At 70.0% G+C, this 14255-nt stretch carries 14 protein-coding genes and 2 tRNA genes; 12 read left to right on the top strand and 4 right to left on the bottom strand.

What is annotated here, in order from left to right; all coding sequences use genetic code 11:
* Window positions 1–170 precede the first annotated feature (170 nt).
* Window positions 171–689: an SSI family serine proteinase inhibitor gene (locus ACWC0C_RS18590; RefSeq protein ID WP_450864881.1), complete on the bottom strand. Its 519-nt coding sequence runs from the start codon at window positions 687–689 to the stop codon at window positions 171–173.
* Between the two features lie 171 nt (window positions 690–860).
* Here ACWC0C_RS18590 and ACWC0C_RS18585 point away from each other — a divergent pair.
* The 3 genes from ACWC0C_RS18585 (at window position 861) to ACWC0C_RS18575 (ending at window position 2337) form a co-directional block, all read left to right on the top strand.
* Window positions 861–951 (top strand) — tRNA-Ser (locus tag ACWC0C_RS18585).
* A gap of 204 nt (window positions 952–1155) precedes the next feature.
* A tRNA-Arg gene (locus ACWC0C_RS18580) sits at window positions 1156–1228 on the top strand.
* Window positions 1229–1437: 209 nt separating this feature from the next.
* The gene (locus ACWC0C_RS18575; protein WP_450864880.1) at window positions 1438–2337 is read left to right on the top strand and encodes a calcium-binding protein; all 900 of its coding nucleotides are present in this window, start codon (window positions 1438–1440) and stop codon (window positions 2335–2337) included.
* 136 nt (window positions 2338–2473) lie between these two features.
* Here ACWC0C_RS18575 and ACWC0C_RS18570 read toward each other — a convergent pair whose 3' ends face one another.
* Complete coding sequence (locus ACWC0C_RS18570) at window positions 2474–2968, bottom strand: MarR family winged helix-turn-helix transcriptional regulator (RefSeq protein ID WP_450864879.1); 495 nt, start codon at window positions 2966–2968, stop codon at window positions 2474–2476.
* A 90-nt stretch (window positions 2969–3058) separates the two neighbouring features.
* On the opposite strand from ACWC0C_RS18570, the gene ACWC0C_RS18565 reads away from it, so the two are divergent.
* From ACWC0C_RS18565 to ACWC0C_RS18525, 9 genes are all read left to right on the top strand, one after another.
* On the top strand, window positions 3059–3424 hold the full coding sequence (locus ACWC0C_RS18565) for an HGxxPAAW family protein (RefSeq protein WP_450864878.1): 366 nt from the start codon (window positions 3059–3061) through the stop codon (window positions 3422–3424).
* Window positions 3425–3490: 66 nt separating this feature from the next.
* Entirely contained in the window at window positions 3491–4456 is a 966-nt protein-coding gene (locus ACWC0C_RS18560) for a BRO-N domain-containing protein (protein WP_450864877.1), read from the top strand.
* A 135-nt stretch (window positions 4457–4591) separates the two neighbouring features.
* Complete coding sequence (locus ACWC0C_RS18555; RefSeq protein ID WP_450864876.1) at window positions 4592–5455, top strand: DUF2797 domain-containing protein; 864 nt, start codon at window positions 4592–4594, stop codon at window positions 5453–5455.
* A 114-nt stretch (window positions 5456–5569) separates the two neighbouring features.
* The gene (locus tag ACWC0C_RS18550) at window positions 5570–5938 is read left to right on the top strand and encodes an antibiotic biosynthesis monooxygenase family protein (RefSeq protein WP_450864875.1); all 369 of its coding nucleotides are present in this window, start codon (window positions 5570–5572) and stop codon (window positions 5936–5938) included.
* A 100-nt stretch (window positions 5939–6038) separates the two neighbouring features.
* Window positions 6039–6779 (top strand): response regulator transcription factor, encoded by a 741-nt coding sequence (locus tag ACWC0C_RS18545; protein ID WP_450864874.1) that lies wholly within the window; start codon window positions 6039–6041, stop codon window positions 6777–6779.
* On the top strand, window positions 6776–8443 hold the full coding sequence (locus ACWC0C_RS18540) for an ATP-binding protein (protein WP_450864873.1): 1668 nt from the start codon (window positions 6776–6778) through the stop codon (window positions 8441–8443). Before ACWC0C_RS18545 ends, ACWC0C_RS18540 begins: the two co-directional genes overlap by 4 nt.
* 14 nt (window positions 8444–8457) lie before the next feature.
* Window positions 8458–9828: a glycosyltransferase gene (locus ACWC0C_RS18535; protein ID WP_450864872.1), complete on the top strand. Its 1371-nt coding sequence runs from the start codon at window positions 8458–8460 to the stop codon at window positions 9826–9828.
* Window positions 9825–12005, top strand: coding sequence for an ArnT family glycosyltransferase (locus ACWC0C_RS18530; RefSeq protein ID WP_450864871.1), 2181 nt, complete (start codon window positions 9825–9827; stop codon window positions 12003–12005). The genes ACWC0C_RS18535 and ACWC0C_RS18530 overlap by 4 nt, the downstream gene beginning before the upstream one ends.
* Window positions 12006–12072: 67 nt before the next feature.
* Entirely contained in the window at window positions 12073–12834 is a 762-nt protein-coding gene (locus ACWC0C_RS18525) for a TetR/AcrR family transcriptional regulator (RefSeq protein WP_449200060.1), read from the top strand.
* Here ACWC0C_RS18525 and ACWC0C_RS18520 read toward each other — a convergent pair whose 3' ends face one another.
* Together ACWC0C_RS18520 and ACWC0C_RS18515 are read right to left on the bottom strand one after the other, a co-directional pair.
* Window positions 12835–13308 carry a PPOX class F420-dependent oxidoreductase gene (locus ACWC0C_RS18520; RefSeq protein ID WP_449200061.1) on the bottom strand — a complete coding sequence of 158 codons (474 nt, stop codon included), beginning with the start codon at window positions 13306–13308 and terminating at the stop codon, window positions 12835–12837.
* Between the two features lie 49 nt (window positions 13309–13357).
* A complete protein-coding gene (locus ACWC0C_RS18515; RefSeq protein WP_450864870.1) occupies window positions 13358–14179 on the bottom strand; it encodes a YceI family protein in 822 nt (273 codons plus the stop codon).
* Window positions 14180–14255: the final 76 nt, after the last annotated feature.

The following is a 14255-nucleotide window of genomic DNA, read 5'->3' as shown; positions in this document are numbered from 1 at the left end:
CGCGACGCCGGATGAGAGGGAGGTCCCACGACGAAGTGACACCGAACCGGCCACCACCCGCTGACCATGGCCTCCGGCTCCGCGAGACCTTCGCCGGACCTTTACCGGACCGGTGTTTTCGCCAAGAGAAGCCCATGAATCCCATGAATGCCCATGCAAGTACGTCTTATCTACGTCGCCGGGCCCTGCTCGGGCAGCAGCGGCACCATCCGGTCCCACCGCCCGATCTCGCACCCGTTGCTGCGGTCGTACGCGGTATCGACCCGGCGCCCGGCCCAGCTGCCGGTCACCCGGGCGGTGGCCGGCCCGCCGTAGAGCATGGTGCACGTGCCGCCGGGCGCCTCAGGGGCGAACAGATCCCGCCCCCACCGCGTCCGCTCGTCCAGCGCGCGGCACGCGTCCGCCGCGGCCGGGTGGCTCCCGGCGGCCGGATGACAGAACACCTCGAACGTCCCGTCCCGACCGGCCCCGGCATGCCGCACGACGACGGTCAGATGATCACCGGCCTGATCCTCGGGTCGCACGGGCGGCGGCACGGCGGATACGGCGGATACGGCGGGCGCGGGGACGGCGATGGCGGGGACGGCGGAGAGGGAGGAGAGGGCGGAGAGGGCGACCAGGGCCGACACGGCGGCGAGGACGGGCGGCACACCGGCCCGGCCCTTACCCCGCTGAAGATGAAAAACCATGTCCTGCCCAACGCCCGGGCGCCCCGGACGTTGCGTACGCGCCTCGCCGGGCGGAAGCCCTTTGCCCTGCGACCCGGGTGCCTAGTACCGTGGGGGGCGATTGGTGACAGGGCGCTCGGCTGTGTCATCATCTGCACGCACCACTCGCGCGCTCGCGTGAGCGGTTGTGCTGGAGGCGTCGCCTAGTCCGGTCTATGGCGCCGCACTGCTAATGCGGTTTGGGCCTTAAAGCCCATCGAGGGTTCAAATCCCTCCGCCTCCGCACCGATCCCGAAGCCCCGGTCCCTCAGGACCGGGGCTTCGGTGTTCCCGCCCTCCGCCGCCCTCGGCCCTCTACGGACGTTTCCGCAGGTCACAAGGGGTGTGCCAATCGGATTTCACATGTCGGCGGCAGTCATGTAATGTTCTTCCTGTCGCCGCGAGCGGGGCCGAAAGGACCGGGAGCGGGGACAAAACAAAAGAACAAGCACTCGTAGCTTAACGGATAGAGCATCTGACTACGGATCAGAAGGTTGCAGGTTCGAATCCTGCCGAGTGCACACAGAACAGAGGCCCCGGAGAGATCCGGGGCCTCTGGCGTTTCCAGTCGTTGGTGCCCAGTCCCGCCCGTTCAAAAGATTGTTCTGATCTGTACAACCGTTTCCGGTGGCTGCGAGTCTTCGGGTGCGAGTCAACAGACTCCTCAGAACCTTTGGGCCCACCAGCGCCCCCACTACTGGTGGGCTCTCTGTCCACTTGGGGAACATACATGCGCATTCGTGCCAGTCTGGCCGCCGCGGCCTTCTCCGGTGCCGCGGCCCTGACCGCCCTGGCCGTCCCGGCCGCGCACGCGGAGGGGAACCCCGCTGCCGCCAAGGCCGAGCAGTTCAAGAGCGCCCATCAGGCGCCGAGCAAGCAGCGTTCCTTCGCCGCTTCGTCCGCCGCCGAGGTGGATGGTGACATCCAGGTGACCAAGGTCACCGTCAACGCCAACAAGGACGTCGTCGTCGGTCTTTCGCCGAAGTCGTTCAACGTCTACGTGACGGTGACCGACCCGTCGGGCATCAACCCCGAGCAGCACGGCGTGGACGTCGCCCTGTGGCACGGCACCAGCCTGGACCCGGACACCGGCGACGTCGACGGCTTCCTCTGGAACGAGAACGGCGCCGAGAGCTGCGACTACTGGAGCGCGACGGCCGCCACCTGCAAGTTCACCATCACGGCCAAGCCGGGTGAAGTCGACGGGCTGTGGGACAGTTCGCTGAACGGCAAGTGGAACGTCACCGTCTTCGCGTCCGCCAACGACGGCGACACGTACACGAACGACTTCTACAAGAACCACTGGATCAAGCGCGCCAGCAGCTTCAGCGGTTTCAACGCCGGTCCGGAGCCCGTCGCCAAGGGCAAGACCATCACGATCTCCGGCACCCTGAAGCGCGCCAGCTGGAGCTACATGAAGTACTACGGCTACGGCAGCCAGTACGTCCAGCTGCAGTTCAAGAAGGCGGGCACCAGCACCTACAGCACGGTCAAGACCGTGAAGACCTCCTCCAGCGGTTACGCGAACACCACGGTCACCGCCGCCGCGGACGGCACCTGGCGCTTCCACTACGCGGGCAACAGCACCTCGTCCGTCGCGGACGCGTACGACTACGTCGACGTCCGCTGACCGACTGATCGGCTGATCGACTGATCGGCACACGCTGAGACAGGGGCCCCGGAGAGATCCGGGGCCTTTGGCGTTCCCGGCGGGGGCAATCAGGGGCAATCGGGGGCAGTCGGAGGGGCAGTCGGGGGCGCGAGGATCAGCACTCCTCGTCCGGGTCGTTCCGGTTCAGCTTCTCCAGGTACTCGTGTGCCAGGGCGGTGGCCCGGGTGAACCAGTGCGTGATGATCGCCAGTTCCTCGGGGGAGTAGTCGGAGAACAGGGCCGTCAGCCGTTCGTAGTGGCCCGCGTACACGGCCTCGACGCGGGCGACGGCGGCCGGTACGGCGGCCACGCGGACCCGGCGGCGGTCCATGGGGTCGGGGCGGCGGGTGACATAGCCGGCGCGTTCGAGGCGGTTGAGGATGCCGGTCACCGCGCCGGTGGTGACGTGGGCGCGGGCGGCGAGGTCGCCGGCGGTCAGCAGGTTGTCGCCGGCCTCCAGGACGAAGGCGAAGCAGGTCAGGTCGGTGACGTTCAGGCCCAGCCGCCGGGCCAGCTCCTGCTGTCCGATCAGGTGGGCGGCGATGAGGTGGTCCATCGCCGACAGCGCCTGGGCCGGAGTGGCGGCCGGCGGTCGCGGCGTGCCGTGCATCTTTCGGAATCCCTTAGTTCGTGAGATATTCGGAACGACAAACTTCTTAGCTCGTGAGGGAATCTTGTCCTTGTCCCCGGAGGTGGCTGTATGAGTCTGTACGACGAGGGTCACACGATCGCCGGCTGGACCGGCTTCGGCATCGCGGCGGTGGGAAGCGGTGTGGTGGGGTTGGGGGTGTGCACGGCCTCGCTGCCGGTGGTCGCGGGCGGGCTCGCCGTCGTGGCCGTGAGCGTCCTGGTGACATGGGTGCTGCATCTGGTCGGCTGGGGCAAGCCGCCGGGCGTACGGCCGCGGGGGGAGTGGGGGATGCGGGTGCGGGACGTGACGGCCCGGGAGGGGCATACCGGGTGCGTCGGCTGCCGGCTGGCGGGGCGGGGGCGCGCGGCGGTCGCGGTGGCCGGGACGCCGACGTCGACGGCCGCCGAATCGATACCTCTGTCACCTATCGAGTGAATGTGCTTTCGACGAACGGCAGTTGGTGATCGTCGTCCCTGGCTTCCGTGGTGGAGGTGATGCTCGATGTACGAGCAGGACGACATCCCGTCGGAGCAGTCGGCGGGGCGGGAGCAGGACGCGATCGACATCAACGACTTCGTGTTCGCGGCCACGGGGGCGCGGGTGCGGAGGCTCACTACGCCGGAGGGGGAGCATTGGTTCCCGGCGGCGGATGTGGCCGGCAATCTGGGGTACGCAAACACGCGGCAAGCCTTGTCGTGGCATGTTGCAGCATCTTGCAAACAGTCCCTCGAGGATCTTGCACGAAGCGTCTATACAGCGGACGCTTTGCGCAAAGTTGCAGGTCATGGGCTCAAGAAGTCCATGCGGATGGTGAATCTCCGCGGCCTCATCGCACTCGTCAACGGCTGTACCAAGCCCGAGTGCGCGCCTTTCAAGGCGTGGGTCAGCGAGGTCATCGAGACCATCCAGCGCGACGGCACGTACACCCTCGACCCCGCCCCCGTGCAGCCCGCCCCCGACGGCCGGACCGCCTACCTCATGCCCGAGCAGGTAGCCGACGCGATCGTCCGGCTGGAGGAACGGAACATCCGGGCGGACGAAGCGCTGGCTGTCGCCCAGATCGAGCGGATCGAGCAGATGCGCCGCACCAACGAACAGCTCGGCGGCCTCAATGACCGCCTCGGCGGTGTGCACCACGTGCTCGGTCGGATCGCCGACACCCTCGACCTGATCGCCGAGCGGTTGCCACCGCCCACAGCCACCCAGCCCGCCATGACCCCCCAGCAGCTCCTCGCCACCTGGCGGGCGAAGAACCTGGTCGTCACCGAGGACGTGCACGCCGTCGCCGCCTATCTCGCCCCGGCGCTGGTGCGCGGGCCGGTGCACTGCCGGCTGCCGGAGGTCGCGGACCGTACGGGGCTCACGCTCGACCCGTTCCATGACTGCGTGCGCATGCTGATCAAGCGGGGTTGCATGCGGCAGGTGGGTGTCTCGGCGGAGGGGATGCCGGTGTACGCCCTGCCGTAGCACGCGTGCCGTAGAGCACCTGCGCAAACAGGCCCGAAGTCGCAAAACGAGGTTGCGGCTTCGGGCCTTCGTGCAGCCTACGCCTCCCCGCCGCCCGGAACCCATTGTCAGACCCAACCCATACCCTCACGAGTGATGGCACAGGTATGGAAGTGCACGGGACTCCGCTGGTCGTCCGATGGACCCGTGCTGGTGTGGGACGGCGGGCGGCGCAGTGTGCTGACCCGGGGGAAGCGGGTCGGCTTCGCGGTGGCCGAAGGGGGCGTGCGGACGTGTGTGGGGGCGCGGGGGCATGCGTGTCCGGTGCGGGCCGTGGTGCCGGGGCGGAGTACGGGGGCCCGGTGCGAGGAGTGTGCGCGGCTGGACCGGGCGCACTCGGTGGCCGCCGACACGATCGCCGACGACCCGCGGCCGTACCGGGTGTATCTGGCGTGGTTCGGGCCCGGCATGGTCAAGGTCGGCATCACCGCCGTCGAGCGGGGCAGCGCGCGGCTGCTCGAACAGGGTGCCGTCTGTTTCAGCTGGCTCGGCACCGGTCCGCTGATGGCCGCCCGCCGCACCGAAGAGCTGCTGCGGGCCGCGCTCCAGGTGCCGGACCGGATTCCGTACGCCGAGAAGCGGGCGGTGCGGTCGGCGCTGCCGGGGACGGAGCCGGAGCGCGCCGCCGAGGTGCGGGAACTGCATGCGCGGGCCGTCGCCCTCGCCGGGTGGCCGGAGTCCCTGCGTCCGGAGCCCTGTGAAGTAACCGATCACGTCGGGGTGTTCGGGCTCGCCACCGCTCCTTCCGCCGTCGGGGAAGTGGTGGAGCTGGTCCCCGGTGGCGGCATGAGCGGTGAGCTCGTCGCGGCCGCCGGGCCCGATCTGCACCTGGCGGTCGCCGGACGGGGAGTCGTCGTCCTCGACACCCGGCTGATGAGGGGGTGGGAGTTGGTGCCGGAGGCGGGTGGACTCTCCTTCCCGCTCCGGGAGTTCACGCGACCGCAGGAGGGGCTGTTCTGAGCAGCCCGAGGCTTCTGAGCAGCCCGAGGCCAAGGCAAAGACTCGGATCCCGTACGGATCCCTTTCGGTAAGGGGCATGGACGCCGAACCGGCCCGCGGCCGACCGTGGTTGACATGAGCGATCAAACGAACGCCCCTCTACAGCCCGCCTCCCTCCCCGAACCCCCTTACTACGCCGCCATCTTCACGTCCATCCGCACCGACAACGACCCCGCCGACGCCCCCGACGGATACGACCGCACCGCCGCGCACCTCTCCCGTCTCGTCCGCGAAGTCCCCGGCTTCCTCGGTGAGGACTCGGCCCGTACCCCCGGCGGACTCTCCGTCTCCGTCGCCTACTTCCGCGACCTCGCCGGGATCCAGCAGTGGCGCGATCACCCGGCACACCTCGCGGCCAAGCGGCGCGGGCGGGAGCGGTGGTACGAGCGGTACTCCTTGCACATCGCCAGGGTCGAGCACGCGCACGTCTTCGCGCGGGAGTGAGCGCTTCCCAGGTGCCGCCTGAGAGGCGCCTGTGCGTTTCTCAGGGAAATCACAGATGGGGGAAAGCGTCCTCTCAGAGGGCGGCGACAGGGTGTCCACCATGACCACGACCTCGCCCCAGGGGCGCACCGAACTGCTGAGGCCGGACGGGAGCCCCGTCCGCGTGCTTGTGGTGGACGACGAGCTGTCGATCACCGAACTGCTGAGCATGGCCCTGCGTTACGAGGGCTGGCAGATCAGGAGCGCGGGGGACGGGCAGGGTGCCGTCCAGACCGCCCGTGAGTTCCGGCCCGACGCCGTCGTACTCGACATGATGCTGCCGGACATGGACGGGCTGACCGTCCTCGGGCGGCTGCGGCGCGAACTGCCGGACGTGCCCGTCCTGTTCCTCACGGCCAAGGACGCCGTCGAGGACCGTGTCGCCGGGCTCACCGCCGGCGGGGACGACTACGTCACCAAGCCGTTCAGCCTGGAGGAGGTCGTGGCGCGGCTGCGGGGGCTCATCCGTCGCTCCGGGGCCGCCGACCGCCGGTCCGAATCCGTGCTCGTCGTGGGGGATCTGACCCTCGACGAGGACAGTCATGAGGTCTCGCGGGCCGGGGAGTCCATCCATCTCACCGCGACCGAGTTCGAGTTGCTGCGCTTCCTCATGCGCAATCCGCGGCGCGTGCTCAGCAAGGCACAGATCCTGGACCGGGTGTGGTCGTACGACTTCGGCGGGCAGGCCAATGTCGTCGAGCTGTACATCTCCTACCTGCGGCGGAAGATAGACGCGGGGCGCGAGCCGATGATCCACACCCGGCGCGGGGCCGGTTATCTGATCAAGCCCGCCGCGTCATGAGCGGACGACGACGGCCGGGTCCGCGGCAACGGCAGAAGCGGCAGCAGCGACGAGTGGGAAAGCCGCGCAGCCTGCGGACCCGGCTCGTCGTCGCGTCGGTGGTGCTGATCGCCGTGGTGTGCGCGGTGATCGGCACGGTGACCACGGTGGCGCTGCGCTCGCATCTGTACGACCAGCTGAACCGGCAGCTCTGGGAGGCCTCCGCGCGCGCGGCCGGCGGCTTCGGACCGGCGCCGGACGGGCCGAAGGACGGTGCCACGCCGCCGGACCTGCAGAGCGGCCGGCAGAGCAGGCGGGGCCTGCTCAAGGAGACGAACCTCACCGAGTTCGTCGCGCGGGGCCCGCAGCCCAGCGGCACCATCGCAGCGAAGGTCGAGAACGGCGGCATCACCGATGCCAAGGTCGGCCACAAGTCCAAGGACGACAACAACGTCCCGCAGATGAACGCCAAGTCCCTGAGGGCAGATCAGAAGGCGGCGCTCGGTTCCGTCGCCAAGGACAAGAAGATCCACAGCGTGGAGATTCCCGGCCTCGGTGACTACCAGGTGCTGTACGTCGACGGGAACAACGGCACCTACTACGTCGCCCTGCCGACGGCGGAAGTCGACGGCACCATCAACACCCTGATCCTCGTGGAGATCAGCGTCACCGCCGCCGGCCTCATCGCCGCCACCCTCGCCGGCACCGTCATCGTCGGCGTCGCCACCCGCCCCCTGCGCAAGGTCGCCGCCACCGCCACCCGGGTGTCCGAACTCCCCCTGCACACCGGCGAGGTGAACCTCAGCGAGCGGGTCCGGGAGTCGGAGTGTGATCCGCACACGGAAGTCGGGCAGGTCGGCGCCGCGCTCAATCGCATGCTCGATCATGTGCACGGCGCCCTGCACTCCCGGCAGCAGAGCGAGATGCGGGTACGGCAGTTCGTCGCCGACGCCAGCCATGAGCTGCGGACGCCCCTCGCCTCCATTCGCGGGTACGCGGAACTCACGAGACGCGGACGCGAACAGGTCGGCCCCGACACCCGGCACGCGCTCGGCCGCATCGAGTCCGAGGCCGGGCGGATGACCCTCCTCGTCGAGGATCTCCTCCTTCTCGCCCGGCTCGACGCCGGGCGGCCGCTGCAGTTCGAGCAGACCGATCTCATCCCGCTGGTCGTGGACACCGTCAGCGACTCCCGAGCGGCCGGCATGGACCACAGCTGGCGGCTCGATCTGCCGGATGAGCCCGCCCTCGTCTCCGCCGACGCGGCCCGCATCCAGCAGGTGCTCGTCAACCTGCTCGGCAACGCGCGCAAGCACACGCCGCCGGGTACGACCGTCACCGCGCGCGTGCAGCGGCGCGGGCCGTGGATGTGCGTCGACGTCGAGGACAACGGCCAGGGGATTCCGCCGGAGCTGCTGCCGCACGTCTTCGAACGGTTCGCGCGCGGGGATTCCGCGCGTTCGCGGTCCACCGGGTCGACCGGGCTCGGGCTCGCCATCGTGCAGGCGGTGGCCGCCGCGCACGGCGGCGCGGTGACCGTCGACAGCGTTCCGGGGCGGACCGTGTTCACCGTGCATCTGCCCGCCCTCACCGCTGTCGTGCCCCGGCCGGCGCCCGAAACCGACTGGCAGTCGCACTCACAGGTGCAGCACAGTGCCACCACATGGGTGCAACAGGGCGCCTGACGAAAGTCGGTTCCATGCGAACCGATTCTTCTCCCGGCACCCTGCCGGCGCGGGAGCACCTCCCGGCCGGAAACGCCGGTACGCCTGTCCTGGACGTAGTGATCCCCGTCTACAACGAGGAGAAGGACCTCCAGCCGTGTGTGCTCAGACTGCACGAGCACCTCGAGCGCACCTTTCCGTACGCCTTCCGCATCACGATCGCGGACAACGCGTCCACGGACACCACCGCGCTGGTGGCGGCGCGGCTGGAGGCGGAGATCCCCGAGGTCACCAACTTCCGCCTGGAGCAGAAGGGACGGGGGCGGGCGCTGCGGACCGTGTGGTCCGCCTCCGACGCGCCGATCCTCGCCTACATGGACGTCGATCTGTCCACCGACCTCAACGCCCTGCTGCCGCTGGTGGCACCGCTGATCTCGGGTCACTCGGACCTCGCGATCGGCTCGCGGCTCGCCCGCGCCTCCCGGGTCGTACGCGGCCCCAAGCGGGAGTTCATCAGCCGGGCCTACAACCTGATCCTGCGCGGCTCGCTCCAGGCCCGGTTCTCCGACGCGCAGTGCGGTTTCAAGGCGATCCGGCGTGATGTGGCGCAGGTGCTGCTGCCGCTGGTGGAGGACACCGGCTGGTTCTTCGACACCGAGATGCTGGTGCTCGCCGAACGCGCCGGGCTCCGTATCCACGAGGTGCCGGTCGACTGGGTCGACGACCCGGACTCCACCGTGCACATCGTGAAGACCGCGACCGACGACCTCAGGGGCGTGTGGCGGGTCGGCACGGCGCTGGCCACCGGTTCGCTCCCGCTGGACCGGCTCACCCGGCCCTTCGGCGACGACCCGCGCGACCGCGAACTGACCAATGTCCCCACGGGACTTGCCCGCCAGCTCGTCGGGTTCTGCGTGGTCGGCGGCCTGTCCACCCTGTTCTACCTGGTGCTCTACAGCCTCTTCCGGCAGTTCTCCGGCTCCCAGATCGCCAACGCGCTGGCCCTGCTGGTCTCGGCGGTCGCCAACACGGCCGCCAACCGCCGGCTCACCTTCGGGGTGCGCGGCCGGGGCGGCGCCGTACGGCACCAGGCGCAGGGCCTGGTCGTCTTCGGTATCGGACTCGCCCTGACCAGCGGCTCCCTGGCCGCCCTCAACGCGGCCACCGACAGCCCGGCGCACTCCACCGAGCTGGCGGTGCTCATCGCCGCCAACCTGGCCGCGACCGTGCTGCGCTTCCTGCTCTTCCGCGCCTGGGTCTTCCCGGACCGGGCGGAGCCCACCCCGTCCGCGGTCGTCGCCGCGCACACCCCGTCCTCGCCGACCTACAGCACCAGCTGGAGGGACGCCACCATGCGACTGCAGCCGGTGCGCCCTCACGACACCGATCCGGGGGATCCCCGATGACCACCCAGTACGACCAGCAGAGCGGTACGACCGTGTGGGGCCCGCCCCCCACCGCTCCCCGGCACACCCCGAACCCGCACCGGTCCGGTGAGCCCAGGCCGCCGTTCGTACACAGACTGTGGCGCGGCCGGCCCGAGGACCCGCGCTGGGTGCGCCCGGCCTTCCTCGGCCTGCTGGCCGCCACCCTCCTGCTCTACCTCTACAACCTCAGCGCCTCCGGTTACGCCAACTCCTTCTACTCGGCGGCCGTACAGGCGGGCAGCAAGTCCTGGAAGGCGTTCTTCTTCGGCTCGCTGGACGCGGGCAACGCGATCACCGTCGACAAGCCGTCGGCCTTCCTGTGGCCGATGGAGCTGTCGGTCCGGATCTTCGGCCTGAACTCATGGGCGATCCTCACGCCCGAGGTGCTGATGGGCGTGGGCACGGTGGCGGTGGTCTACGCGGCCGTACGGCGCCGGTTCAGCCCCGGGGCCGGTCTGATCGCGGGCGCGGTGCTCGCGCTCACCCCCGTCGCCGCGCTGATGTTCCGGTTCGACAACCCGGACGCGATGCTGGCCCTGCTGATGGCGCTGGCCTGCTCCTTCGTCGTACGGGCGGTGGAAGACGGCCGGACGAAGTGGCTGGTGTGGGCCGGGGCCGCGATCGGCTTCGCCTTCCTCGCCAAGACGCTGCAGGCGTTCCTGATCCTGCCGCCGCTGGCGATCGTGTACGCGGTGTGTGCGCCGGTCCCGGTGAAGAAGCGGTTCGGTCAGCTGGCTGCCGCCACCCTCGCGATGGTCGTCGCCGGCGGCTGGTGGGTCGCGATCGTCGAGCTGTGGCCGGCCTCCTCCCGCCCGTACATCGGCGGTTCGCAGAACAACAGCTTCCTGGAGCTGACCTTCGGCTACAACGGCCTCGGCCGGATCAGCGGCAATGAGACCGGCAGCGTCGTCCCCGGTGGCAACGGCAACAACAACGGCGGCGGCGGGATGTGGGGCGCCACCGGCTGGAACCGGATGTTCAACTCCGAGGTCGGCAGCCAGATCTCCTGGCTGCTCCCGGCCGCGCTGATCCTGCTGGTCGCGGGCCTGTGGGCGACCCGGAAGCTGCGCCGTACGTCGGTCACCCGGGCCTCGTTCCTGGTGTGGGGCGGCTCGCTGCTGATCACCATGGTGGTCTTCAGCTACATGGCGGGCATCTTCCACCAGTACTACACGGTGGCCCTCGCCCCGTACCTGGCGGCGGTCGTCGGCATGGGCGCCGGGCTGCTGTGGGAGGAGCGGCGGGAGCTGTGGGCGTCGATCACGCTCGCCGCCTCCGTGGTCGCGGCGGCGGCCTGGGGTTACGTCCTGCTCAACCGCACCTCCACCTACCTGCCCTGGCTGAAGTGGCTGGTGCTGATCGGCGGTCTGGCGGCCGCGCTGGGCCTGATCTTCGCGGGCCGGATCTCCCGGCAGCCGGCCCTCGGGGCGGCGGCGGTGGGCCTGGTGGCCGCGCTCGCCGGTCCGGCGGCGTACACCCTCAGCACGGTGGACTCCGCACACACCGGCTCCATCCCGACGGCCGGTCCGGCGGGCGCGAGCATGATGGGCTTCGGCGGCGGCCGGGGGCCCGGCGGCGGTATGCGCGGCGGCTTCGGCGGCGGTATGCCCGGCCAGGGCCAGCAGGGCCGGCAGAACGGAAACGGTTTCCCCGGCGGCATGCCGGGCCAGAACCAGCAGCAGGGCAACGGCAACACGCAGGGCCAGGGTCGCAACGGCAACGGCTTCCCCGGCGCCGGCCGGATGGGCGAGGGCGGGATGGGCGGCGGCGGTGGCGCCGGCGGTCTGCTCAACGGCGCGAACGTCTCCTCCGAGGCCAAGAAGCTGCTGGCGAAGGACGCGTCCCAGTACACCTGGGTCGCCGCGTCCATCGGTTCGCAGAACGCGGCCGGCTACCAGCTCGCCACCGGTGACCCGGTGATGGCGATCGGCGGCTTCAACGGCACGGACCCGTCCCCGACCCTGGCGCAGTTCAAGAAGTACGTGGCAGACGGAAAGATCCACTACTTCATCGCCGGCGGAGGCATGGGCGGTGGCAGGGGCGGCAGCGGCGGCGGTACGTCGTCCCAGATCACCTCGTGGGTCGAGAGCACCTTCAAGAAGGTCACGGTCGGTTCGGCCACCTTCTACGACCTCACGCAGAAGAACGGCGGCTGACCAGGCAGCGATCCAGCCCCGCGCCCCTTAGGTTGGATCAGTGGGTGGAATCGAGAAAGGTGCGCCGGTGGTGAAGGACGCGGGACGGTCGGCGCGAGCCAGCGTATGGCTGGAGGACAAGGGCCGCCGGGGCGGCCGGAGCGGTGGGCAGCCCTCCGGACTCGACCGCGAGCGGATCACGACGGTGTCCGTACGGCTGCTGGATGCCGAAGGACTGGCGAAGTTCTCCATGCGACGGCTGGCCGCCGAGCTGAACGTCACCGCGATGTCCCTGTACTGGTACGTCGACACCAAGGACGACCTGCTCGAACTCGCCCTCGACGCGGCCTTCGGCGAGCTGCGGCTGCCCGACCCGGATGCCGAGGGCGAGGACTGGCGGGAGCAGTTGCGGGCACTGGCCACCGAGTACCGGGCGCTGCTGGTGCGCCACCCCTGGCTGTCACCGCTGGCGGGGCGCTATCTCAACATGGGCCCGAACTCGCTGGCCTTCTCCCGCGTGGTCCAGCGGGTCGTCCGCCGGGCCGGGCTGCCCGCGCACGGGGTGATGGGGGCGATCTCGGCGGTCTTCCAGTTCGTGTACGGCTACGGCACGATCGAGGGCCACTTCAGCGCCCGGATCGCGGACACCGGGCTGAGTGCCGACGAGTACTACCAGCAGGCCATGGCCATGGTGGCCGAGGCGTCGGAGACCGCCGAGGCCGTCGAGGAGTCCAAGGACCTCCTGGCGGCCCGTGGCGGGGACACGGTCGCCGAGATGCTGGACCGCGACTTCGCCTTCGCCCTGGACCTGCTGATCGCGGGCATCGAGGCGATGGTCGACCGGGGCTGACTACTCCCCGCCCGCCACCAGCCCCGCCGGAAACCCCCCGGTCGCCACCGGACCCCACCGCTGTGGTGTCACCCGGATGATGGACTTCCCCTGCTTCACCATCGCCGCTCGGTACTCGTCCCAGTCCGGGTGTTCGCCGCTGATGTTCCGGAAGTACTCGACCAGGGGTTCCACCGAGTCGGGGCTGTCGATGACCTCGGCCGTGCCGTCGATCTGGACCCAGGGGCCGTTCCAGTCGTCGCTCAGGACGAGCACGCTGACCCGGGGATCCCGCTTGGCGTTGCGGGTCTTGGCGCGCTCCGGGTAGGTGGACACGACGATCCGCCCCGAGTCGTCCACCCCGCAGGTCAGCGGGGAGGCCTGCGGCCCGCCGTCGGCGCGGCGGGTGATCAGCAGGGCCCGGTGACGCGGTCGTACGAAGTCCAGCAGCTCGTCCAGCGATACACGGGTGTTGGTAGCGATGTTCGGTGCCATGGGGGCAGCCTAGGGGCAGTGTGCGCCCCGGTGGCTGACCCTGTTGTGCCTATGCCTGGCGCAGCGAGTCGCCCTGCACCGCCTGGATGTCCAGCTCCACCTTCAGCGTCGTGCCGATCGCGGCGATGCCGGCCTGGAGGACCTGGTTGTAGTTCATCGCGAAGTCCTCACGGTGCAGTTCGGCCGTCGCGCGGAACGCGGCCCTAGTGCCGCCCCACGGGTCGGCGCCGGTGCCGAGGTAGGCAAGGTCCAGGTCCACCGGGCGTACGACGCCGTGCATGAACAGCTCGCCATGGATCGTCCACCGGTCGGGTCCGGCCTGGGTCAGGTCCGTCGAGCGGTAGGTGATCTCCGGGTGCCGGTCCACGTCGAGGAAGTCCGCGGACTTCAGATGCGTGTCGCGCATGCCGTTGCCCGTGTCGACGGACGCGGCCCTGATCACCGCCTCCACGCGGGACTTGGTGACGTCGTCCGGGGCGATCTCGATCGTGCCGCCGAACTCCGTGAACCGGCCGTGCACGCTGGAGATCCCCAGGTGCTGGGCGACCGCGGCGACGGAGGAGTGCACCGGGTCGATGGTCCAGGGGCCGGGCGGCGGCAGTTCGGTGCCGCCCTGGCGGGCCAGCGTGACCGTGCCGACCTCGGCGCGGCCGCTCGCGGTGACGATCGCGGAGGAGGCCGCTGGCGCGTATCCGACGGCCGTCACGATCACCGTGTACGCCCCCGGTGCCAGCTCGGTGGTGTCCCGTACGGCCCCCTCGGCATCCGCCTCGGCGCGCAGCACCTGCGTACCGGTCATGTCGGTCACCGTGACGACCGCGTGCGACACGGCCCACCCGTCCCGGGTACGGATCTTCGCGGTCAGTCCCATCCCGTTTTCTCCCTGCAAAGGCTTAAAAAATGGTCGTAAAGAGTCCGGCCCGTGGTGCGCGCACGGCGGCGCGCAC

This window comes from Streptomyces sp. NPDC001709, assembly GCF_053596375.1.
Note: the sequence above shows the minus strand (reverse complement) of the source record. Positions and strands in the feature narration are given on the sequence as shown.